Here is a 22709-nt window from a genome sequence, read left to right on the forward strand (position 1 = left end):
AAAGCAGCTATCAGGTGGCCGACTATTCTATCTTCGTTTTGGGCGAAAGCCAGTTAACGGTTTCGGTCGCGCAAGGGCTGGACGGCCTCACCCAGGGCACCGGCATCCATCTGATTGGCGAAACAATCACGATCAACACTCTAGCTGTTTCAGAAGTCTTCATCACGGACGCAGGATCAGACACGAGCTTTGCAGACAATGATGGCAATCAGCGCTTGGACGGTGACCAAACAATTGATGGGACCCTGTTTTCCAGTGGTACGCGGGTTGAGGCCGAATATGGAATTACCCTGACGGATGGAACCAATACCTACCAGGCTATTGCCTTCAATGTGAATAACTCCTCCCCTGCCTTTGGTACAGTTGAAGGAATAGCTTTCATCGGCGGCCCGGGCGAGTTTCCTCCGTCAGGTATCCCACTGACCGTCGTCAGCACACAAGAGGGTCCGAGCTTTGAATCCTCAGATTATGTGAGCCCCATCTGCTATTGCAGCGGAACACTCATAGAGACCCCAGAGGGTGCTATCCCGATTGAGAAGCTTCAGGTGGGCGACCTGGTTTGGACGAAGGATGACGGGCACCTGCCGATCACTTGGGTCGGATCACAAGATGTCATCGCAAGTGGCAGCTTTAGAGCTGTTGAAATCCCAACTGGTCCACTACAAAATCCAATTGCACTGAGCATTTCACAGCAACATCGCCTGCTGATCACGCATCCTGCGGCTGAGCTAATGTTTGGGGCACCGGACGTTTTTATTCCTGCAATCAGCCTTGTTGATGTTGGCCTTGCCCGCTTCTCCGATGTACGCGCCGCTTGCTATCATCACATCTTGCTTGATCGACATAGCATCTTAAAGGCCAACGGGATTGAGTCGGAAAGCATGTTTGTTGCGAAGGCACCTCGGGACGCAGAGCCCGACGCTTTGTTTTTTCAGAATCTCGCCCCCCTAACGACCGGGCCGATGCAGATCGCGCGGATGCCGCTAAGACGTCGTGAAGCCACGGTCTTGCTTTGTGAAGTCCTACGTATTGATCCCAACCCCCGTTTGATTCATACTCCCGCGCAGATTGAGAGGGGCGCAAGATCCCTCCAAGCAGGCAAAAACGAGGCATGAGCATGAAACAGTTCCTCCTAATCGCATTTTGTGCGGCGTTGCTGACGACAGTGGCTCCGGTTGCGGACGCATCGCAGATCAAGCGGGCGTGTTTGGCGTCGGATCGTCAGGCGGCGACGCGGGCACGGTGTTCGTGCATCCAGCGCGTGGCAGATCAGGCGTTGACGCGCAGTGATCAGAAGACCGTCTCGAAATGGTTCACAGACCCCCATCAGGCGCAGCAATTAAAGATGTCTCAGACGGCGCGCGATGACGCGCTGTGGGATCGGTATCAGAACTTTGGCCAAATGGCGCAGGCGATCTGTAGCTAAGCCGTTCTGAAACCTTGACCTGATGCCCGCTGCGCCCCAGAAAAGGCGCAGCGAAAGGTGTATCTTATGGTGATGAAAGGGCTGACCCTGCGGGGCCTTGAGGTGTTTGAGGCGCTGGCCCGGACAGGATCGGTGGCGCAAGCGGCCGAGATTACGGGGCTCAGCCAGCCCTCGGTTTCTCAGCAATTGCGCAATCTGGAAAAGGCCATCGGCACCGATCTGGTGGACCACGGGCGCAGGCCAATGCGGCTTACGCAGGCAGGGCGCAGTTTTCTGACCCGCGCGCAGGCGGTTCTGTCAGAGCTGCAGATGGCCCAAAGTGAGCTGACCGTGATGGATCTTGGGCATCTCACGACGCTCTCGATCGGGTTAATTGACGATTTCGATAATGACCTGACACCGCGGCTTGCGACCCTTCTGGCCGACAGCCTGACGCGCTCGAAATTCAAGCTGATCACCTTGCCCAGCCTTGATCTGTTTTCCGAGCTTGAAGCACAGCGCCTGCATATGGCCGTCTCAGCCCATAGCGGCGAGGTGCTAGAGGGTGTGGTAGAGTATCCTCTGGTGCAGGACCCCTTCATTCTGGTCGCGCCGAGCAGCGTCAGCAATGGAACCGAGGCCGTCGAGAAACTGCCCTTCCTGCGATATGCGCGCGAGCAGCTGATCAGCCGTCAGATTGAGAGCCATATCGCCCGACAACAGATAGAGTTCGAAGAGCGGTTCGAGATCGGCTCACACCTGGCCCTTATGGCGATGGTAGCGCGTGGCTTGGGCTGGGCGATCACCACACCGCTGGGATATATGCGCGCAGCCCGATTCCACGAGGACCTGCAGGCCCATCCCTGCCCCCTCGGGGCGTTTTCGCGCATGATTTCGCTGTTCACCCGCACCGACTGGTCCGATCAGGTCCCGCAAGAAGTCTCGGGCATGATGCGACGGCTGATGCAAAGCCAGATGATCGATCCAGCCATTGCCAAGCTGCCCTGGCTCAGCGGACAGTTGAAGGTGATGGACAGCTAGCCCTCAAGATGCGTGGCAAGCCCTTCAACTGCGGTTTCGATCAGATCCAACGCGCTGTCGAAATCCCGCGTGTAGTAGGGATCGGGCACGTGATCAGCGCCGGTCTGAGGCGCGAAATCAGTCAATAGACGCACTTGGGTCTGATTGCCGACGGGGCGCAGGGCCTCAATATTCGCGATGTTCTCAGCGTCCATTCCAACAATCAGGTCGAACCGTTCGAAATCTTCAACCACGAATTGCCGGGCTCGCAGATCGTCCAGCTTGATATCCCGCGCTTTGGCTGCGGATTGCATCGGGCCGTAAGGCGGTTTGCCGATATGCCAGCCCGCTGTCCCTGCGCTGTCGGTTGCGTGATGGGGCGCACGGGCGCGAAACACACCCTCGGCCGCAGGAGACCGACAGATATTGCCCAGGCAAACAAAGAGGATACGATGTGTCATGGGCCAATCTGTAACGCGTGAGGGGCATATGGAAAAGATCGTCATTCTGACCGGGGCCGGGATTTCCGCCGAAAGCGGCCTCAGCACCTTTCGCGATGAGGGCGGCCTATGGGCGCAACACCGGATTGAGGATGTGGCAACGCCGGAAGGTTTCGCCCGTGACCCCGCCTTGGTTCAGGGGTTCTACAACGCCCGCCGCGTGCAGGCCGCCAAGGTGGAACCCAACGCAGCGCATAAGGCGCTTGCCCGGCTGCAACGGGACTCTTCGGGCGAGGTTGTGATCGTCACGCAGAATGTTGACGGGCTGCACGAGGCCGGCGGCGCGCAGGATGTGATCCACATGCACGGGATACTGTCCGGTGCGCTCTGCGCATCCTGTGGCCACCGCTGGACAGCACCGCCGGAGATGGAGGTGGGCGAACCCTGCCCGGCCTGCAATGCCCCCACCGCGCGCCCTGACGTGGTCTGGTTTGGGGAAATGCCCTATCATATGGAGGAGATTTTCGATCACCTTGCCTCCGCCATGATCTTCGCTGCGATCGGCACATCAGGCCAAGTCTATCCGGCGGCGGCTTTTGTCCACGAGGCTCAAGCGGTTGGGGCGCGAACTATTGAGATCAATCTTGAGCCGACAGGCGGAGGCTTCGACGACCGACTGCTGGGCAAAGCGTCCGAAACTGTGCCAAAATGGGTCGATCGCTTACTACAGATGCAAACCTAGTGCGAACGACATAGCGGGACTACCTCGCTCTATTTCAACAAGGTTTTTTCAAGAGGCCGTAAAATGACCGACCAAAACCCACAAACCGGCGAGATCCTGGACGGTGACAGCATGACAGAGCGAGATAGGCTGAGCGCGCAGCTCTCAAGCCTGTGGTGGACGTTCCTGATACGTGGGGTGCTGGCGGGTGCGGTTGGTATCGCTGCGCTTTTCTGGCCGTCCGGTAGCATCGCGCTGTTGCTAAGGCTGGTTGGGGCACTGTTGATCATCGACGGCGGGTTGACTCTGTTGGGGGTTGGTCGTCGCGGGTTGTTGGGCGGGGCGGCCATCGGCGCTGTTCTTATCGGCCTGGTCCTGTTTATTTGGCCGGAAGGCACCGTCAAGCTGGCCTTCTTCTTGCTGGGCGCTTGGGCATTGATTATTGGCATCGGCTCATTGGCCGCTTCACAGCAAATGAATGAGCGCGACCCTCAACGCGGCTCGATGCGTGTATCAGGGATCGCAGCCCTTATCATTGGACTGGTGCTGATGATATGGCCAGCCGTTGCATTGATCGCACTGGGATGGGCCATCGCCTTTTCAGCACTTGCGATTGCAGCCGTGATGTTCTGGCTGGCCACCCGTCTGCACAACGCCAGCGACCGGGTCGGCATGAAAACCATCAATCGCTAAAGTGCCAACACCAGCCTAGGGACGCAAAAGGCCGGGCTCTGTGCCCGGCCTTACACATGGATGACGGCCGCAATGCGGCCCGAAGACAGGCATTCACCTAGTTCGAATGCGACCCGTGGTTGTAATGGCCGTGCTTGTCCTGGCGTTCCAGATCAACCGGAATCTCAATCACGACCTCACCTGCTTTTTCAAAAACCAAGGTAAGAGGCAGCATCTCGCCTTGCTCAAACGGGTCCTTCAGCCCCATGAACATCACATGGGCGCCCCCGCGTTTGAGCGCTAAGCTCTCACCCGCTGGAATCACAAAGCCTTCCTCGACATGCACCATCTTGGCCACGCCCGCATCGTCGATCATATGAGTGTGCAGCTCGACCCGAGCCGATACGTCCGAAGTCGCACTGATCAGGCGATCATCGGTATCACTGGTGTTCTGTATCACCATAAAGGCCGCACCCGCCTTGGCTGCCTTACCAGACGACCGAGCGTATGCGTCGTCTACAACGATGATATCGGCGGCAAAGGCTGGAACGGCCAACACACAACCGGCCAGTGTTGCGAACAGAGTGGATTTGAGGGACATCGCGCCTCTCCTATTTCTTTTGGTCTGATTTGTATCGAAAGGGAATCAGACCTTCACCGGAGGGGCCCGCGCCGGTTTCCGCGGCAAAGGCAGCGCGATCAAGTTTTCATCGCGGCTGAGCGGCTGAACACCACGCATCAGCGGCGCATCAGGTACGACCGGAGGATGCGGATGAACTGCCCCAAGCAGAGCCAAAGCATAGTCCGGACAATAGTGCGGAGGCGCTGTCGGCTGCCCCTCCTCATCCATATAGACGACAACGGGTCCTGTGCCCGTACACAGCACCATTTGGCCTACTGCGCGGTCAACTCCGCGCGAAACGGCCAATCCCTGCCCTGTCAGAACAACCAACAGGCACATCACAACTGGAAGGATTCGAGGCACGAAACGTTTCATTCGGCCTCGATATAGGCCGCTGCGCAAACAAGCTTCAAGCGCCAAACCGTCGCGCCCGAAATCGCTTCAGTATTCCAGACCGCGCCGCTTTACAGTTCCCTTTGTGAGGCTGGTATGAGACCGGTTAACCCGGCGCTGCATCCGGGAACATGCGGAAATTGTCTTACTTGCCAGCTTACTCAGCAAAAGAAAGAAATAAAAACTCTTAAATGACATTGGACAACACTCGTTGTTGATAAACCAATAACGTCAAAAATAGGGCGGCTTTGTCTGTGAACAAGATCACTCAAGAGGATTTTGTTTCCCGGACGGGCACAACCGTCGCCAATCGTTTCCAAATGAAAAAGCCCCGAACCGGCTAGGTTCGAGGCTTTGGAATTCTGTTAAGTGTAAGGACTTAGGCCGCGGCTTGGGCCTTAGCGATTTCCTTTTTCACTTTCAGAGCGTTTGCCGACAGCTCTTCGTCCTTGGCTTTCGCCAGGAACGCGTCCAGACCACCACGGTGGTCGACCGAGCGCAGGGCAGCTGCCGAGATGCGCAGCTTGACGCCGCGACCCAGGGTCTCGGACTGCAGGGTAACGTCGTTCAGGTTCGGCAGAAAACGACGACGAGTTCTGTTTTTGGCGTGGCTGACATTGTTGCCAGTCATCGGGCCTTTTCCGGTCAGTTCGCAACGGCGCGACATGGTTTCTTCCTTTGTTTCTGGAGGCCCGGCAAAATACCTGCGGCCAAATCACAAGGGGCACAACCCGAAGTCGCGCCCGAAAACTGGTTGGATGCGTGTAGTGGGAATCGCGGGAAGGGTCAAGACACGGCGGACGGATTCTTTTCCCAAACCTCTTGCAACGGAACGGCCCGCCGAGCCGTGCCTGTGGCACGCGTATTTTGGAAAAGGTGAAAGCACCTTTAGACCAGGCTCGCCAGCATTTTCTCGGCCGCGGCGGCAGGGCTGAGGCGACCTTGGGATACCTCGGCATCAAGCTGCGCCATCTGCGCCTTGGCTTGGGCCGTTTCGAGGCGTGCAAGCAGCGAATGCCGCACTTCCTGATCGAACCAATAGCGGGCTTGTGCGGCGCGGTTGGATTGCCAATGACCCGCCTCGCGCCGCCAATCGGTCAGACTCTGAATTTCCGCCCATGCCTTGTCCAGCCCATGTTCCTCAACCGCTGACACCGGCATGGCCTTCGGGAAACCTTCGGGGTCCTGAGGCCGCTTTCGCAACAGGCGTAGGGCACCGGCGTAGTCGGCGCAAGTGCGGGTCGCGGTCGCTTTCAGGTCTCCGTCGGCCTTATTGATCAGGATGATGTCGGCCATCTCCATGATACCGCGCTTCACGCCTTGCAACTCATCCCCGCCTGCCGGGGCCAGCAGCAGCAGGAACAGGTCCGACAGCTCCGAGACCACGGTTTCGGACTGGCCGACGCCCACTGTTTCGATCAAAACGACATCGTAGCCAGCTGCCTCGCACAGGACGATGGCCTCGCGAGTGCGGCGGGCGACGCCGCCAAGGTGGCTCTGGCTGGGAGATGGCCGGATAAAGGCATTTTTCTCGCGGCTCAGACTCTCCATCCGGGTTTTGTCGCCCAGAATGGACCCACCCGAGCGGGCCGAGCTTGGATCAACAGCCAGAACTGCAACACGCAGCCCCTGCCCGATCAGCATCATACCAAAGCTTTCGATGAAGGTGGACTTGCCGACTCCCGGCGTGCCGGACAGGCCGATCCGCAGGGATTGCCGCCCGGATTGCGCCAGATGGGACAGCAACTCAGTCGCTTGCGCCCGGTGATCTTCCCGCTGGCTTTCGACCAAGGTAATCGCACGCGCCAAAGCCCGACGCTCACCCTGCAATATCCTGTCGCCCAAGTCAGCTATGTCCATCCGTCCGGTCCCTCTAGAATTCGCCCTAGATGAATGTGCAGCGCGGGGTTTGTCCAGAGGCCCTGCGGGATTAACTGCGCTGCTTCTGGACGTCGGGTCCCGCTTTGGCGATAAGGTCGCATGAGCCGTTTGCCAATAGATGACGCCCTTCCGGACTTGCTGGACGCCCTGAGAACCCATGGCCGCGCCGTGCTGCAGGCCCCACCGGGTGCGGGCAAGACGACGCGGGTGCCTCTGGCGATGCTAGAGGCCGGACTAAGCGCCGGTCGGATCGTAATGCTCGAACCCCGGCGGTTGGCCGCCCGCGCCGCTGCCGAACGAATGGCCGAGACGCTGGGCGAACGCGCCGGGCAAACGGTCGGCTACCGTGTCCGGGGCGATGCGAAAGTGTCCAAGTCCACCCGGGTCGAGGTGGTCACCGAAGGCATCCTGACCCGCATGTTGCAATCCGAGCCCGACCTGCCCGGCATCGGTGCGGTGATTTTCGACGAGTTCCACGAACGCTCTCTGAACGCCGATCTGGGGCTGGCCCTGTGTCTTGAGGTGAACGGAGCCCTGCGCGATGATCTGATCCTATTGGCCATGTCTGCAACGCTGGATGCAGACCCTGTTGGGAGGTTGATGGAGGCGCCGCTGGTGACCTCGGAAGGCCGCAGCTATCCGGTTGAAACGCGATGGTTGGAGAAACCACTGGGTGCGCAGGCCCGGCGGTTGGATGCATTGATTGATCTCGTCGTAAAGGCCGAGCGGGACAGCCGCGCCATCGGTGGCGGTATCCTCGTGTTCCTCCCGGGCGAGGGTGAGATCCGCCGCGCAGAAAGCGCACTGTCCGGGCGACTGCCACAGGATTGCGTTGTGCGTCCGCTCTTTGGGGCCATGCCCTTTGCCGCCCAGCGCGCGGCCATTGCGCCGGTTGAGAGCGGGCGGAAGGTGGTGCTGGCAACCTCGATTGCCGAAACCTCGCTGACGATTCCCGATATCCGCGTCGTGGTCGATATGGGACAGGCACGGCGGGCGCGGTTCGATCCTGGCTCGGGCATGTCGCGGCTGGTGACGGAACGAGTCACGCGCGCCGAAGCAACCCAGCGCGCCGGTCGGGCGGGTCGGGTTTCAGACGGGCTGTGCTATCGGCTGTGGTCGAAAGGCGAAGAGGGCGCATTGGCCGCCTACCCGCCTGCCGAGATCGAGGCCGCCGATCTGACCGGGCTTTCGCTAGAGCTGGCGCTCTGGGGGGCCGAAGCCGGAGAGCTGGCATTTCTGACGGCTCCGCCCGACGGCGCTCTGGCTGAGGCGCAGGCGCTGCTGACTCTACTGGGCGCTCTGGATGACAAGGGGCGGATCACGGATCATGGGCGAGCGCTGGCTGCCCTGCCCCTACATCCCCGCTTGGGTCATATGCTGGTTACGGCAGGGGCGCAGGCAGCCCCTCTGGCCGCACTGATGGCGGAACGTGACCCGCTGAAGGGCGCTCCGGTCGACTTGTCCTTGCGGCTCGAGGCACTGCGCGGCGCCCGCGCGTTTCAGCGCAACCGGGTCTGGCAGGTCAATATGGGCGTGTTGGACCGGGTCAAGGCCGAGGCCAAACGGCTACGAGCGCAGGCCGGATCTGTGGCTGAAAACCTCAGCCCCGCCTACCTGGCCGCGCTGGCCTATCCCGACCGCATTGGCCAAAGGCGCAAGGGCGAGGCACCGCGCTATGTGCTGTCCGGCGGTAAGGGTGTTGTGCTGGACAGTGGCGATACGCTGTCAGGCGCGCCCTATTTGGTGGTCATAGATACGGACGGCAATCCGCGCGAGGCGAAGGCGCGCATGGCCGTGCAGATCAGCGAAAGTGAAATTCGCGCCATGTTCGCAGATCAGATCGGATGGAAGACCACCTGCGTCTGGTCAAAACGCGACCGAAGGGTCATTGCAAGGCGGCAAGAACGCCTCGGCGCTATCACGCTAGAGGACCAGATCTGGAAAGACGTCCCCGACGACGCGATCGCCCGTGCCATGTTGGACGGGGTTTGCGATCTGGGGCTGGGGCTGGAAGGTGCAGCTGCCCGGCTGGCCGCGCGGGTCGAACTGGTGCGTGCCGATGGGGTCGACCTGCCCGACTTCTCGGACCAAGGGCTGATCGACACGGTGGAAGATTGGCTGCTGCCCATGCTCTCGGGCGCGCGCAGCGCAGAGGACTGGAAGCGCTTTGACCTACTGCCCGCGCTGCGGGCCCGTCTGGACTGGGCGCAGACGCAAGAGCTGGACCGCCGCGCGCCGGGATTCTTCGTTACCCCACTGGGCCGCAAAGTCTCCATCGACTACGGCGGCGATGCGCCTGAAATCTCGGTGCGCCTGCAAGAGCTGTTCGGTGTCACGCGCCATCCGGTGGTCGGAGGTACGCCACTGAAGATCACCCTGCTGTCTCCCGCACAACGCCCGATCCAGATCACCCGCGACCTGCCAGGGTTCTGGGCTGGCTCTTACGCGGATGTGCGCAAGGACATGCGCGCGCAATACCCCAAACACCCCTGGCCCGAAGACCCAACTCAGGCCGATCCGACGTTGCGAGCCAAACGAAGGCCCGGCTGAGGCATCAGCAAGCGCCTGATTTTGTCTAATTACCCCCAAATTGCGACAAAATTGCCGCCAAACCCCTAAGAAAAGCCGTTTTTTCGGGGTTACGTTGCATTCATCTATTCCGACGACTATCTGAACATGCATTGAGGTAAAATGTTTTCCGAGCGGCAGAAGAATGAAAGCGCAGTTGCAGAGAATCTGGGATGAGGTCGGACGACCTATGATACAGCGACCTAAGCGCGTGCAGGTGGCCGCCCTCTGTACGCGTCAGACCAAATCAGGCCACGAGGTTCTTTTGGTGACCAGCCGCGATACCGGGCGCTGGATCATTCCCAAAGGCTGGCCGATCGACGGACTGGACGGTGCCGGAACTGCCCTGCAAGAGGCCTGGGAAGAGGCCGGCGTGCGCGAGGCCAAAGCCAAAAAAGAGCCGGTGGGTCACTTCACCTATGACAAGGTTCTCAAAGACGGCTCGGTCGAGGCGGTGTTGACCAGCGTCTACCATCTGCGCGTGACGAAACTGTTGGACGACTTTCCCGAAGTTGATCAGCGGCAGCGGAGCTGGGTGACGCCGAAGATTGCAGCTGAACGTGTGGATGAGCCTGAACTCAAGGCCCTGCTAAGGCATCTTTAAAGGTCAAGTGGCGTCATGGTTGCCCTAAGGTCGTGAAACCTGTAGGGACCGGCGTCAATCTTTTTGGACCTTATCACACCCATGTCGAACACGAACTCCAAACCGCGCTGGAAGGCGCTGGACAGCGACCTGCATCGCATCTCGCGGGTCGAGACGGCAAATGCGCATGTCGCCCGCCCCTTGCTGGCGCCGGGCATCGCTCTGGCCTTCATGGCAATGGCCGGGTTGACGGCGGCGGTTCTGTTCGGACAGGCGGATGGCGGCGTGATCGTCGTCGCAGCGGCGGCGTTCGGGGCTTATATGGCAATCAATATCGGTGCCAATGACGTGGCCAACAACATGGGCCCGGCCGTGGGTGCAAATGCCCTGACTATGGGCGGCGCGATTGCCATCGCGGCCATTGCCGAAAGCGCAGGCGCTTTGCTGGCGGGCGGTGATGTGGTCTCAACCATCTCCAAGGGGATCATTGATCCGGCCTCGGTCCAGAACAGCAATGTGTTCATCTGGGCGATGATGGCGGCGCTGATCTCCTCGGCCATGTGGGTCAACCTTGCGACCTGGCTGGGCGCGCCTGTTTCGACCACGCATTCCGTCGTGGGCGGAGTCATGGGTGCTGGCGTTGCCGCGGCAGGGCTGAGTGCGGTCAGTTGGGGCACCATGGGGGCGATCGCGGCCAGCTGGGTGATCTCGCCGGTTCTGGGAGGCGTGATTGCAGCTGTGTTTCTGGCGCTTATCAAGGCCAAAATCCAGTATCAGGACGACAAGATTGCAGCCGCCCAGCGCTGGGTGCCCATCCTCGTGGGGCTGATGGCCGGTGCGTTCGCCACCTATCTGGCGGTGAAGGGACTGAAGAAGATCGTCGCGATTGATCTGAACACAGCTGTTCTAATCGGTTTGGCCGCCGGCCTGCTGGCATGGGCCGTGACGGTGCCTTGGGTGCGCCGTCGCTCGCAAGGGCTGGAGAACCGCGCGCGGTCGCTGAAAACCCTGTTCGGGTTGCCTCTGGTGATTTCAGCGACCTTCCTCAGCTTTGCGCATGGAGCCAATGATGTGGCGAATGCGGTCGGCCCTCTGGCCGCTATTGTGCACGCAGCCGAGTTCGGAGATTTTGCCGCCAAAGTCACCATTCCCACATGGGTCATGGTGATCGGAGCCTTTGGGATTTCTTTCGGTCTGTTCCTTTTCGGGCCGAAACTGATCAGAATGGTGGGCAGTCAGATCACCAAGTTGAACCCGATGCGCGCCTTTTGCGTCGCGCTGTCTGCCGCGATCACCGTGATCCTGGCCAGTTGGTTGGGGCTGCCAGTCAGCTCGACGCACATCACAGTGGGCGCCGTTTTTGGCGTGGGTTTCTACCGCGAATGGCATTCCGACCGACGCTGGGCAAATTCCAACCGCCAACGCCCTCCCGAGCAGCGCCTGGCGCGGGAAGAGCATCAGCGGCGCAAGCTGGTTCGCCGGTCGCATTTCATGACGATCGTGGCCGCTTGGGTGGTGACCGTTCCGGCAGCGGCTGTGTTGTCCGCAGTGATATTCTGGATGCTGACCGCGTTTGGGTAGGCTGGGGACTCGCGAGGCTCTGCCTCGCGCTCCGGGATATTTTTAGCCAGATGAAGAGCGGATTAGGGTCTGATCTGGGCAGGCCGCATGGGTTCTGTGGGGGTTGCGCGGATCAATTCGGCAACCCGGCTGTTTATCGGGGTTGGTTTGTTCAGGGACTGGCCAAGACGGATGATCTCGCCTTGCAGACTCTCGATTTCCGTAGGGCGACCTGCGCTGAGATCATAGGCCATCGAAGTTCGCGCGCTGGGGTCGATGGTCAGCATTTTAGAGGCGATGCGCTTGAACAAAGGTGTCGGCATGCGCAGGATATGCGGCGTCATCCAAGCGGGTAGTGGTGTGGTCGAGGCGACCGGATGACCGGCGGCTTTCAGAACTGAAAGCGCCTCGGCCATCTGATCGGCCATAAGGCGACGCCAATTGCGGTCCGTCAATTGTTCAACCAGAGTGAGGCCCGATAGTGCATTCAGCGCGTTGTTGAGGTTGATGACAAGCTTGCCCCATTGAACGGCCTCGATCTGGTCGCTCTCGGTGATTGGAAACTGAGCGCTGGTCAGCTGTTCGGCCAAGGATCCAGCGCCCGCCTGGATGACGATATCTCCGGACGTGGCGCGATGATAGGTAGCCGGGCCGGTTGGAACCACGTTGAAAGGCACCATCCCCGCGCGGACATCGTGGTCGGGCAAGTTGGAGCGCAGAGTTCGGGCGTTCTCCATCCCGTTTTGCCACGAAAAGACCAGAGCCGACTGCGAAGCGTGCGAAGCGATCAGCGCCGCCATGTCTTCGGTCGCGCCAGATTTCACAGTGACGATGATCAGATCGGCTTCGGCCAGACAGTCAGGATCTGTGCTGAGCATCAGAGATGCGGCCGGAACCGTGCGGTTGAGTCCCGAGAAATCGGTGACCGTCAGCCCCTTCTCTCGGATCGGGTCCACGACGCGGGAGCGGCCGAACATAGTGACCGTGTGCCCGGCATCAGCCAGCAACGCACCGCAATAGCAACCGATACTGCCCGCACCTGCAATGACGATCTTCATGGCGATCCCTCCGTTGCCGGAAGGATCACCGGGTTGGCGTGTCGGGGCAAGCCCAGAGCGGGGTAACGTGGCGTTCAGCGGGCCAGTCTGGGTTTGGTGCGCTCCAGTTCCGGCGAGATTGGAATGAACTCCTTATCATCGCCGGGGGGTAGGTGGAAAGCTCCGTTCGCCCAGTCCGCGTTCTTCCATTCGCGTGTTGCGTGTTCGATCTTTTCCTTCGACGAGGATACGAAATTCCACCAGATATAGCGCTCTTCGTTGAGGGTCGCGCCGCCGAGCAACATAAGCCGCGCGCCCATCGGCCCGGCCGTGACCGAGAGCTTGTCGCCCGGACGGAAAACCATCATGCGCCCTGCCTCGAATTTGTCGCCCGCAATCTCGACCGAGCCTTCGGTGACATAGACGCCCCGATCCTCATGATCGTCCGGCAGCGGGAACGAGGCACCAGGGTCCAGTTGGACATCCACATAGAAGGTCTCGGACAGCATGGTGACCGGGCTTGTCTCACCATAGGCCGAGCCGAGGATCAGGCGGGCGCTGACGCCTTTGTCCTGAATATGGGGCAGCGCGCCTTGTTTGTGATGCTCAAAATCCGGTGCCATATCCTCATGCGCTTCGGGCAAGGCGATCCAGGTCTGGATCCCGAATAGCTTGTTTTCGCGGGCGCGCGTCTCAGCACTTGTGCGTTCAGAGTGGGTCACGCCGCGACCGGCGACCATCCAGTTGACCTCACCGGGGTAGATCATTTGGTGGGTGCCCAGACTGTCCCGATGTTCGAACTCGCCCTGATACAGATAGGTCACCGTCCCCAGCCCGATATGAGGATGCGGGCGGACGTCGATGCCGCCTTCGGTGATGAACTCGGCTGGACCCATCTGATCGAAGAAGATGAACGGCCCGACCAGTTGGCGTTCGACCGATGGCAGCGCCCGGCGCACTTCGAACCCGCCCAGATCGCGGGCACGCGGGATGATCAACGTCTCAAGCGCCGGGTTTTCAGTGACGCAGTCGGGGGTGTGAGTCGGGTTCCAGCTCATGCCTGATCTCCTTTGGTCGGACGGGCTCACTTTCTAACGTTCCTGAATGCACTGTAGCGCAGAGTTCACGACATGTATCGCGCAACCATGCACATACTTGGTGCGGCGTCTGGTTCGTTGAAGCACGGTGGGCCATGTACCCTCACATAGCCGTGAACATTAAATCGTCCACGCTTGGACGGCGCGCGCTCGGTTTTCCAATCAAGCGTGCTATATTTTGGGATAGGCGAGCCCCGCCTGTCAGGTCGGGGTAGAATGTGGGCCACATGACAGGAGAGTTTCCATGACGCGCCTTCAAATAACCCGCCGGTCTCTTCTAGTCGCCGGCATTGGCACCCTCGCGACGGGTTTATCCGGGGGAGCGCATGCCAGCGGGCTTGCTGCGACCCCTTCGATGCGCGGCGGGTCCAACAACTATCGCCCCGGCGCGCCGATCGTCGACAGGATCGGTGGCGGAGGGTTCTGGATGACAGGCTCCGTGCGACGCGCCGGAGACGGAGCGCCCCTGCCCGGTCAACGCATCCAGATCTGGGCGCACACGACCGAAGGGCACGAGCGCGATCCTCACAGTCACGGAGCGACCTTGACCGACGCCAATGGCGAGTTTCGGCTGGAGATGCCGCAGATCGTGCCTGCCTTCGGGCAACCGCATGGGCATCTGGCCTATGACAGCGGTGAGTTCCAGACGGTGTTCCTGCGGCCCGTGATGTCTAGCGCGAAAGATAAAACTCTGGCCGCACATTTCGTGCTGCAACCTGCCTGAACCACGTGATCCGCAACGCTCTGATTTGGCTGGGGATTGGGGCGGCGTTGTTTGCTCCATTGATCGCGGCTGCGACCAGCCCATATCTGGCTTGGCGTGACCCCATCTACATCCTAGCAGGGTTTGCCGGGGTCCTGAGCCTTGGGTTACTATTGTTGCAACCATTACTGGCGGCCAGAATTTTGCCAGGGCTTGCCCCGATGACCAGCCGTCGCGCGCATAGGTGGGTTGGGATTGCGTTGTTCGTGGCAATCATCATCCATGTTGGCGGCCTTTGGATTACCAGCCCTCCAGATGTGGTGGATGCGTTGCTCTTCGTCTCGGCGACCCCGTTTTCCGCTTGGGGAGTGATCGCGATGTGGGCGGCTTTTTTCGCGGCGCTTCTGGGTATCTACCGTCAACGTCTGACCTTGCGGTTTCGCGTCTGGCGGCTAACGCATACTACGCTGGCTTCTGTGACAATCGTCGGAAGCGTTGTGCACGCTATGCTGATCGAGGGCACGATGGAGATCACGACCAAGACCGCCCTCTGCGTGTTGGTGCTATTGGCGAGCGGGCGGGCGCTCGCCAAACTGCGTGTTTGGGACGTGAGGAGGCGGGCTTAGACGCCCAGACACCACCGCATCACTGCTTTCTGGGCGTGAAGGCGGTTCTCGGCCTCATCAAAGATAACTGAGTTCGGGCCGTCCATCACCTCGGAGGTCGCCTCTTCCTCGCGGTGGGCGGGCAGGCAGTGCATGAACAGCGCGTCCGGCTTGGCATGGGACATCAGCTCAGTATTGACCTGATAGGGGCGCAGCATGTTGTGGCGACGCTCTTTCGCGGATTGGCTGTCATGCATCGAGACCCAGGTGTCGGCAACCACCAGATCTGCGCCCTCAACGGCCTTGTAAGGATCACGTTCAACGACGATTTGCGAGCCCTTCTGACGGGCAAAACCCATGAACTCTTCCTCGGGGTCAAACTGTGCCGGGCCGGTGAACGTCAGGTCAAAGCCGAACTGCCCTGCCGCGTGAAGGAACGAGGCGCAAACGTTGTTGCCGTCACCGGTCCAGACCACCTTTTTACCCGCAATCGGGCCGCGGTGTTCTTCGTAGGTCAGGATATCGGCCATGATCTGGCAGGGATGCGTGCGGTCGGTCAGGCCGTTGATCACAGGTACGTCCGAGTATTCGGCCATCTCGGTCAAAACGGTCTCGTCAAAGGTGCGGATCATGATCATGTCCACATAGCGTGACAGAACACGGGCCGTGTCGGCGATGGTTTCGCCATGCCCCAACTGCATGTCCTTGCCGGACAGAACCATGGTCTGACCGCCCATCTGGCGCACACCGACGTCAAAGGACACGCGCGTCCGGGTTGAGGGTTTTTCGAAGATCAACGCGACCATGTGGTCTTTGAGCGGCTGTTCATCATCCAGCGCGGCTTTTGGCCGTCCAAGGCGGGCCTGTTTCATCGCGCCCGCTTGATCAATCATGTTGCGCAGGTCGGCTGCGCCGGTTTTGTGGATATCAAGGAAATGGTTCATATCGTTTCGCTTTTGGCTATCAACGGTCGGGGGCGCTGCCCCCGAGGTATTTGTGAACAGAAGAAGGATCAGACGGTGTCGAGGTTGGCTTCGATTTGCGTCGCGGCCTTGTCGAGGCGGATCATCGCCTGGGCGATATCGTCTTCGGTCAGGGTCAGTGGCGGCAGCAGGCGAATGACGTTGTCGGCAGCGGGAACCGTGATGACCTCGTTATCGTAGCCCGCGTTGACGACGTCGATATTGGTCGCTTTGCACTTCAGGCCCAGCATTAGGCCGGCGCCGCGCACCTCTTCGAAAACCTCGGGGTGATCGGCGACTAGGCCTTCGAGTTTCTGGCGCAGTAAGCCAGCCTTACGGTTGACACCTTCGAGGAAGGCGGGCGTGGCAACTTGGTCGATCACGGCGCAGCCAACGGCGCAGCCCAGCGGGTTCCCCCCGTAGGTCGAGCCATGGGTGCCTGCGGTCATGCCGCTGGCGGCCTCTTCCGTGGCCAGCACCGCGCCCAGAGGGAAGCCTCCGCCGATGCCTTTGGCGACCATCATGATATCGGGCGTGATACCCGCCCATTCGTGGGCAAAGAGCTTACCGGTCCGGCCCACGCCACACTGGACTTCATCGAGGATCAGCAGAAGGCCGTTTTCGTCACAGATCTGACGCAGTGCTTTGAGTTCGGCGTCGGGAACGGGGCGGATGCCGCCTTCGCCTTGAACCGGCTCGATCATGATTGCCGCTGTTTTTTCGGAAATCGCGTTTGTGACGCCATCGAGATCTCCGAACGTCAGATGCACGAAGCCCGGCAGCAAGGGGCCGAAGCCTTTGGTCATCTTCTCGGACCCGGCGGCGGCGATACCAGCCGAAGACCGGCCGTGGAACGAGCCATCGAAGGTGATGATCTCGACCTTCTCGGGCTGGCCTTTGTCATAGAAATACTTGCGGGCCATTTTCACGGCCAGTTCGCATGACTCGGTGCCCGAGTTGGTAAAGAACACCGTGTCGGCAAAAGTATGTTCCACCAGCTTGTCGGCCAGCGCCTGCTGCTGCGGAATGTGGTAGAGGTTCGAGACATGCCACAGCGCATGCGCCTGCTCGGTCAGCGCGTTCACAAGCGCCGGATGCGCGTGGCCCAGCGCGTTCACCGCGATGCCCGCTCCGAGGTCCAGAAAACGTCGGCCATCCGCCTCGGTCAGCCAGGCGCCTTCGCCCTTCACGAAAGTCAGAGGCGCACGGTTATAGGTCGGCAGAACGGACGGGATCATCGGATCATCCTTTTAAGATAGCTTAAGCCCTGTGAGTGATACACCGGGGCCATGGTCGTCAACTGATTTGGTGGAGAATGCGCGGATTTGGACAGCGCAAATAGATCAAACGGGCCGGTTACGCGGTCAGGCGTCGGCGTCGGAGGCGCAGGATATGTGCGGTTTTGATCATGGCGGCTCGTATAGCGAGGTTCGATCTGTCTGGGAAGACCAATAATTGGAAAGCCCTGAATTTTCATAATGAGATGAGAAGCCGCCATTTCACGCTTGCTATTTCAATTCCTGTGGCGCACCGCTTGGCCATGACGCCTACACCTCAGAATCCGCCCCTTGCGGCCCTGTTGATCTTTGCCGCCAGCGCCTTGCTGGCAGGGACAACATTGCTGGCCAAAGCGTTGGGGACAGACACGCTTGGCCCTGCGTTGCATCCGATGCAGATCAGCCACGGGCGGTTTCTGTTTGCTTTTGTGGTGATCGTGACCGCCACAGCTGTTCTGCGCCCGGCGCTGAGGCGCCCTCATTGGGGGCTGCATATCGGCCGTACAAGTTTCGGATGGCTGGGGATCACGCTAATGTTTGCATCCGTCGCTTATATCCCGATCACGGACGCCACGGCGATTTCCTTCCTGAACCCGGTTTTTGCGATGGTTCTGGCCATCCCGCTGCTAAAAGAAGGTGTCGGCCCTTGGCGTTGGCTGGCCGCAGCGGTGGCTTTGACCGGGGCACTGATTCTCTTGCGCCCGACGCCGGCCAGTTTTCAACCGGCCGCCCTGTTGGCGCTGACGGCGGCCGCGGTGATCGGGATGGAGCTGATTTTCATCAAAAAACTCTCAGGCCGCGAGATTCCGATCCAGATTCTGTTGGTGAACAACGGATTGGGTCTATCCATCGCCTCGGTCGCGGTGATTACAGTATGGCAGGCGCCGACCCCTGCACAATGGGCAGCTTTGGCCGGAATCGGGGGGGTGATGGCCTGCGCGCAGGCCTGTTTCGTCAACGGAATGGCCCGCGCCGATGCCTCGTTCGTTGCGCCCATCAGCTATGCCACATTGATCTTCGCGGCGTTCTACGACTTTGTGATCTTTAACGTGATCCCGGATCGGATCAGCATCATCGGCTCATCCATCATCCTGACAGGCGCGTTGATTCTGGTCTGGCGCGAAACTATTCACCGTCAGGCCTTGAGCCGGTAGCCTGTGCGCAACATCTGCCAGGTCACGGCACCGACGAACAGCGTCGCCCCGGTGCAAACTGCCATTCCCAGCCACGGAGAGCTGTCGGACACTCCGATCATCCCATAGCGCAGACCGTCAATCAGATAGAAAACCGGGTTCAGATGGCTAAGTTTGTTCAGCATCGGAGGCAGCGCCTCGACCGAGTAGAAGGTACCCGACAGGAAGGCCAAAGGCGTGACGATAAAGTTGGTGATCGCCGCCATCTGGTCGAATTTATTGGCAAAAATCCCGGCAAACAGGCCCAGCGCGCCCATGAAGGCCCCGCCCAGAATGACAAATATTAAGGTGATAAACAGGTTCTGCGGCGCAATCGACAGAAACACCAGAAACGCGAGGGCCACGACACAAGCGATCAGAAAGCCGCGCGCAATGCCGCCTGCAAGATAACCCAGCAGGATCTCCAGTGGGGAAAGCGGTGGCATCAGCGTATCCACAATGTTCCCCTGCACTTTCGAAATCACCATCGAGGACGAGGTATTGGCAAAGGCATTCTGGATCACCGTCATCATCATGATACCGGGCGCCAGAAAAATCAGGAACGGCACACCCATCACGTCAGGCCGGCTCGGGCCGATGGCAATGGTGAAGATCAGCAAGAACAATCCAGCCGTCACCAGCGGGGCCAGCAGGGTCTGGGTCCACACCGCCATAAAGCGCAGGGTTTCGCGTTTGGCCAGCGTGTAGAGGCCCATCCAATTGACCGCGCTAAACCGGCGCGCGTCCTGATCCATAAGATTCTGCATGAGAGCCTCTTAACTGATTCGAAGACCGCTTGTAACTCGGCTCGCAGTGACTAGAATAGGGCGCTGAGACGAATTCCCAAGGCGGCCCGAATCCGGGGCCGCTTTCCGCTTTTGAAAGGCAACCGATGTCCTGGACTGACGAGCGCGTAGAACTGCTGAAGAAAATGTGGGGCGAGGGCCAGTCGGCCAGCCAGATCGCCAAGGAACTGGGCGGCGTGACCCGCAACGCGGTAATCGGCAAGGTCCACCGTCTGGGCCTGTCCAACCGCGCTACCGGAGCAACGCCCGCCAAGGCTGAGCCAAAAGAAAAACCGGCACCCGCGCCCAAGGCCGAGGCGAAACCAAAGCCCGCCCCCAAGACCGAACCCGCGCGTCCGGCCCCTGCCCCGGCAGCGGAGACGAAGCCCGCGGTTCCCGCCCGTCGTCAGATTATCCCGGCGGGTCAACCTCTGCCGCCGCAGCCTTCGGCGAATGAGATCAGCCCCGAGGCGCTGGCCAAGGTCAACGAGGTTGAGAAGAAAGCCAAAAAGCTGACGCTGATGGAGCTGACCGAAAAGACCTGCAAATGGCCCGTCGGCGACCCCGCGACCGAGGATTTCTGGTTCTGCGGCCTGCCGGTTGAAGCGGGCAAGCCCTACTGCGAGGCGCATGTCGGTGTGGCCTTCCAACCCATGAGCTCGCGCCGCGACCGTCGGCGGTGATTGGGAACGCCAGAACCGTATTTTTATTCTGGAGTGTAGGAAAGGTGCGGCGGTTCTCCGAGCCTCTTATCAGAAGTGTTGCGAAGTCAAAAACGCTATGCGTATCAGGCGTTTACGCGAAAAACACCCTCGCAGCTATCTGCAAGGGTGTTTTAGATCGGGGCGTCGGATGCGCAGACGAAGTTGCTGTTCGTTGCGGCGGTGTAAATGGTTGCCTTGATTTAACAGGCCCAGCGTGCAGAGGTCGGCTGATCGCAGCCAGAATTACACAGCTATTGTAGGCATGCATCAGTGTTCTACGAGTCTTTGATCTCTCATCTTCTTCATTCGCAAACTACATTCATTGTCAGTCCTCGTGTTCTTGTAGGTGGCGAAAATGTACCCTCCCGCCAACCGGGTCGAACCTGACACCTCAATGAAATAACCTTCGCTGACTTGCTCAAAAAACTCGAAACTTGTGGCGGAAAAGCTTCCGGTTACCAAAAAACCCGTTATGTCTTTGACGCCAAAGCTCACACCCTGTGATTTACCGGAAAGCCTGCCGTTTCGAGTTTGCTCAAAATAGTAGATATAACGACCAGACCCAAAACTACATCGAAGGGTCGCATACCATTTCCCGGATAAATTGGGCACCTGGGGCTTGTAGCCGTTCGAAGTAGAGAATTGAGAAATTATGACGTCATCTGGAAACGACGTTGACTGTGTTCTTTCAACTTCCGCCACAAGATGGCCGTACCCGATTTCACAAAATGCGCAGATCGAAAAGACGAAACCCACGATCGATCCTGCAAACACCTTGCTTGCTCCATAACTCTTGTCTGTCTACCTTCGTACCATATTTGTAGCGTAGGGTAACGACAGCTTCTCTATTCCCTGCCATCCGCGTCCAACCTAAACGACGAAGTGATGTTTATCGTCAAAACGGTCGGAAAGTCTTGTGCTACAAACCTTGGGCAAACCAAGGTTAGTGTCATCATGTCTACTTTCCGAGTCGAACACCGAACCTTCGTGCATTGTTGCATTAGCTAGAAAGGGTTCGAACCTGAAATTGAAGTGTCAGTGATCTTGGAGCCGCGGGCACATGATCGGCATTTTACTGCGCCGGATGGGATGGTAGGTCTGGTTCAGGTTGCCACCCAGGCACATCCTCGGGCGCGACCGAGGCGTGGAGGTGTTCGGACTGGTCCTTGCCCACTATCCGTCTTTTGCGCAGAAGAAAAATCTTGCCCCACCCGCGCCACGTTCCAACCGACGCCCCCTGAGCATTGGTCGGAAAACGAGCGCGCCATCCCTCCGGCAGCGGCAGCCCATGCCGCTCGGCCTTGTCCAGCATCCAGATGAGAGAGATGTTGCTGAGGGCGCGTGCTTCTTCATAGCCGTTCAACTGACCACCCACATCGCCATGGGTGCCCCGAAACCAAACCTGTTCGACGTGGCCTTTGAACTCGGGCGTGCATTTCCACAAGACAGGCTCATAAACCTCGCGGGTCTCGTTCAGGGCCATCGCGTGATATCCGTGGCGGATCGCCCGGCCCAGTTGATGATTGTGGAACGCGTGCTTTTCCTCGGCCCAACGCCAAAGCAGCGGCAGGCGCAGACCCAGCGCTTTGACCGTGTCCCACACCCCGACCATCTCAATCGCCACATCCTCATGGCAAAATTTGCGGCGGAAATCGCGGGCCGCCGTGCCACTCGGGTTGCATTCATAGTGGCGGTAGGCCTGCTTGATGTTCCGCTCGGTCGCGTGTTCCGCCTTCAACAAGCCGATCATGTCGATCACACCCGCAAGGCTGCGAACACCGTAGGCCCCACGGGAATACCCTATAAAGTAAATCCGGTCTCCGGGTTTGTAGCGCGAGGCCAGATAGCCATAGGCCCGACGGATCTGCCGATTGATCCCCCGCCCCATCATCACATCGAGCGAAGACTTCCAGCTTTCCCACTGCACGCCAGCCTCATAAAACACGGAAACCTGAGTCCCCATTTCCTGACACAGGCGAAACGTCTGCCCGGCATGGGTCTCAAAGCCGGGTTCCAGCGTCGACATTGTTCCGTCCAGAATGACAACATGGCTTATCGGCTCACGGTGCAGCGCTTCGGCGGAATGCTCAGAGCGTAAGGGCCGCCCGAGCCATCCAAGTACCTTTCTGCTTAACCGTGACAGAATCATATCTCAGCCACTCCTGTACTCTTCGAGGGTGCGCGCGCGTCTCAGCATTGCGCCGCCCTGGCCTTCACGGTGCATCGGCAACTGAGGCCCATGCGCCCATATCCCGCCTCCGTTCGACTGCCGGCCCATCACTTGCCCGCGCGCCGGTAGAGGCGAGGTATACTCAAGGATGGGTATCATCCGCATGCCGGACAAGAGATCCAACGAAACCGTGAGACGTTGAAGCATAGCTGCAAGCCTAAGCGGGCATTTGGGCATCATCATGACTAAGGCGTGCGGCATGCGTGACCTCATCGTTACAGCCACCATATGTCTGAGTATATTACGAAAGCTCAAACGCATTGCAAAATTCC

Annotated in this window: 24 protein-coding genes; 12 read left to right on the forward strand and 12 right to left on the reverse strand. The window is 59.5% G+C overall.

Annotated features, from left to right (window positions below):
- Positions 1–14: 14 nt before the first annotated feature.
- From ACR0C3_RS13160 to ACR0C3_RS13170, 3 genes are all read left to right on the forward strand, one after another.
- Positions 15–1115: a Hint domain-containing protein gene (locus ACR0C3_RS13160; RefSeq protein WP_480758848.1), complete on the forward strand. Its 1101-nt coding sequence runs from the start codon at positions 15–17 to the stop codon at positions 1113–1115.
- Between the two features lie 2 nt (positions 1116–1117).
- Entirely contained in the window at positions 1118–1426 is a 309-nt protein-coding gene (locus tag ACR0C3_RS13165; RefSeq protein WP_480758849.1) for a hypothetical protein, read from the forward strand.
- 66 nt (positions 1427–1492) lie between these two features.
- Entirely contained in the window at positions 1493–2446 is a 954-nt protein-coding gene (locus ACR0C3_RS13170) for a LysR family transcriptional regulator (RefSeq protein WP_480758850.1), read from the forward strand.
- Here ACR0C3_RS13170 and ACR0C3_RS13175 read toward each other — a convergent pair.
- Entirely contained in the window at positions 2443–2886 is a 444-nt protein-coding gene (locus tag ACR0C3_RS13175) for a low molecular weight protein-tyrosine-phosphatase (RefSeq protein WP_480758851.1), read from the reverse strand. The genes ACR0C3_RS13170 and ACR0C3_RS13175 overlap by 4 nt on opposite strands.
- Positions 2887–2914: 28 nt before the next feature.
- On the opposite strand from ACR0C3_RS13175, the gene ACR0C3_RS13180 reads away from it, so the two are divergent.
- Both ACR0C3_RS13180 and ACR0C3_RS13185 read left to right on the forward strand, forming a co-directional pair.
- Positions 2915–3607, forward strand: coding sequence for an NAD-dependent deacylase (locus ACR0C3_RS13180; protein ID WP_480759072.1), 693 nt, complete (start codon positions 2915–2917; stop codon positions 3605–3607).
- Between the two features lie 63 nt (positions 3608–3670).
- Positions 3671–4279 (forward strand): HdeD family acid-resistance protein, encoded by a 609-nt coding sequence (locus ACR0C3_RS13185; RefSeq protein WP_480758853.1) that lies wholly within the window; start codon positions 3671–3673, stop codon positions 4277–4279.
- Positions 4280–4376: 97 nt separating this feature from the next.
- On the opposite strand, the gene ACR0C3_RS13190 is transcribed toward ACR0C3_RS13185, so the two are convergent.
- The 4 genes from ACR0C3_RS13190 to meaB all read right to left on the reverse strand — a co-directional run bounded on the left by ACR0C3_RS13190 (position 4377) and on the right by meaB (position 7133).
- Positions 4377–4859 (reverse strand): copper chaperone PCu(A)C, encoded by a 483-nt coding sequence (locus ACR0C3_RS13190; RefSeq protein WP_480758854.1) that lies wholly within the window; start codon positions 4857–4859, stop codon positions 4377–4379.
- Between the two features lie 45 nt (positions 4860–4904).
- Positions 4905–5255: a hypothetical protein gene (locus ACR0C3_RS13195; RefSeq protein WP_170766087.1), complete on the reverse strand. Its 351-nt coding sequence runs from the start codon at positions 5253–5255 to the stop codon at positions 4905–4907.
- Positions 5256–5652: 397 nt separating this feature from the next.
- Positions 5653–5940, reverse strand: coding sequence for a 50S ribosomal protein L28 (gene rpmB, locus ACR0C3_RS13200; RefSeq protein ID WP_085794823.1), 288 nt, complete (start codon positions 5938–5940; stop codon positions 5653–5655).
- Positions 5941–6161: 221 nt separating this feature from the next.
- Entirely contained in the window at positions 6162–7133 is a 972-nt protein-coding gene (meaB, locus tag ACR0C3_RS13205; protein ID WP_480758855.1) for a methylmalonyl Co-A mutase-associated GTPase MeaB, read from the reverse strand.
- A gap of 120 nt (positions 7134–7253) precedes the next feature.
- On the opposite strand from meaB, the gene hrpB reads away from it, so the two are divergent.
- From hrpB to ACR0C3_RS13220, 3 genes are all read left to right on the forward strand, one after another.
- Positions 7254–9704, forward strand: a complete 2451-nt coding sequence (gene hrpB / locus ACR0C3_RS13210) for an ATP-dependent helicase HrpB (RefSeq protein ID WP_480758857.1) — start codon at positions 7254–7256, stop codon at positions 9702–9704.
- Between the two features lie 163 nt (positions 9705–9867).
- A complete protein-coding gene (locus tag ACR0C3_RS13215) occupies positions 9868–10326 on the forward strand; it encodes an NUDIX hydrolase (protein ID WP_170471870.1) in 459 nt (152 codons plus the stop codon).
- A gap of 81 nt (positions 10327–10407) precedes the next feature.
- Positions 10408–11886, forward strand: a complete 1479-nt coding sequence (locus ACR0C3_RS13220) for an inorganic phosphate transporter (RefSeq protein WP_480758858.1) — start codon at positions 10408–10410, stop codon at positions 11884–11886.
- Positions 11887–11948: 62 nt separating this feature from the next.
- Here the strand turns inward: ACR0C3_RS13220 and ACR0C3_RS13225 are convergent, their stop codons facing one another.
- Positions 11949–12923, reverse strand: a complete 975-nt coding sequence (locus ACR0C3_RS13225) for a 2-dehydropantoate 2-reductase (RefSeq protein ID WP_480758859.1) — start codon at positions 12921–12923, stop codon at positions 11949–11951.
- A gap of 74 nt (positions 12924–12997) precedes the next feature.
- Positions 12998–13960, reverse strand: coding sequence for a pirin family protein (locus tag ACR0C3_RS13230; RefSeq protein WP_480758860.1), 963 nt, complete (start codon positions 13958–13960; stop codon positions 12998–13000).
- 283 nt (positions 13961–14243) lie between these two features.
- Here ACR0C3_RS13230 and ACR0C3_RS13235 point away from each other — a divergent pair, with 283 nt between their 5' ends.
- A complete protein-coding gene (locus tag ACR0C3_RS13235; RefSeq protein WP_480758862.1) occupies positions 14244–14723 on the forward strand; it encodes a twin-arginine translocation pathway signal in 480 nt (159 codons plus the stop codon).
- Between the two features lie 8 nt (positions 14724–14731).
- Positions 14732–15328: a ferric reductase-like transmembrane domain-containing protein gene (locus ACR0C3_RS13240; RefSeq protein WP_480759073.1), complete on the forward strand. Its 597-nt coding sequence runs from the start codon at positions 14732–14734 to the stop codon at positions 15326–15328.
- Here ACR0C3_RS13240 and argF read toward each other — a convergent pair.
- On the reverse strand, positions 15325–16251 hold the full coding sequence (gene argF, locus ACR0C3_RS13245) for an ornithine carbamoyltransferase (protein ID WP_170471881.1): 927 nt from the start codon (positions 16249–16251) through the stop codon (positions 15325–15327). The genes ACR0C3_RS13240 and argF overlap by 4 nt on opposite strands.
- Before the next feature lie 68 nt (positions 16252–16319).
- Positions 16320–17507: an aspartate aminotransferase family protein gene (locus tag ACR0C3_RS13250; RefSeq protein WP_170659990.1), complete on the reverse strand. Its 1188-nt coding sequence runs from the start codon at positions 17505–17507 to the stop codon at positions 16320–16322.
- 302 nt (positions 17508–17809) lie between these two features.
- Between ACR0C3_RS13250 and ACR0C3_RS13255 the strand changes: the two genes are divergently transcribed.
- Positions 17810–18700, forward strand: a complete 891-nt coding sequence (locus tag ACR0C3_RS13255) for a DMT family transporter (protein ID WP_480758863.1) — start codon at positions 17810–17812, stop codon at positions 18698–18700.
- Here ACR0C3_RS13255 and ACR0C3_RS13260 read toward each other — a convergent pair.
- Positions 18682–19485: an ABC transporter permease gene (locus tag ACR0C3_RS13260; RefSeq protein WP_480758864.1), complete on the reverse strand. Its 804-nt coding sequence runs from the start codon at positions 19483–19485 to the stop codon at positions 18682–18684. The two genes, ACR0C3_RS13255 and ACR0C3_RS13260, sit on opposite strands and share 19 nt — an antisense overlap.
- 125 nt (positions 19486–19610) lie before the next feature.
- Here ACR0C3_RS13260 and ACR0C3_RS13265 point away from each other — a divergent pair, with 125 nt between their 5' ends.
- Positions 19611–20186, forward strand: a complete 576-nt coding sequence (locus tag ACR0C3_RS13265) for a GcrA family cell cycle regulator (protein ID WP_170719371.1) — start codon at positions 19611–19613, stop codon at positions 20184–20186.
- A gap of 288 nt (positions 20187–20474) precedes the next feature.
- On the opposite strand, the gene ACR0C3_RS13270 is transcribed toward ACR0C3_RS13265, so the two are convergent.
- Together ACR0C3_RS13270 and ACR0C3_RS13275 are read right to left on the reverse strand one after the other, a co-directional pair.
- Complete coding sequence (locus tag ACR0C3_RS13270; protein ID WP_480758865.1) at positions 20475–20981, reverse strand: hypothetical protein; 507 nt, start codon at positions 20979–20981, stop codon at positions 20475–20477.
- Positions 20982–21279: 298 nt separating this feature from the next.
- Entirely contained in the window at positions 21280–22356 is a 1077-nt protein-coding gene (locus ACR0C3_RS13275; RefSeq protein WP_480758866.1) for a DUF2235 domain-containing protein, read from the reverse strand.
- Positions 22357–22709 lie beyond the last annotated feature (353 nt).

The sequence above is a fragment of the Ruegeria sp. CK3 genome (assembly GCF_056536565.1).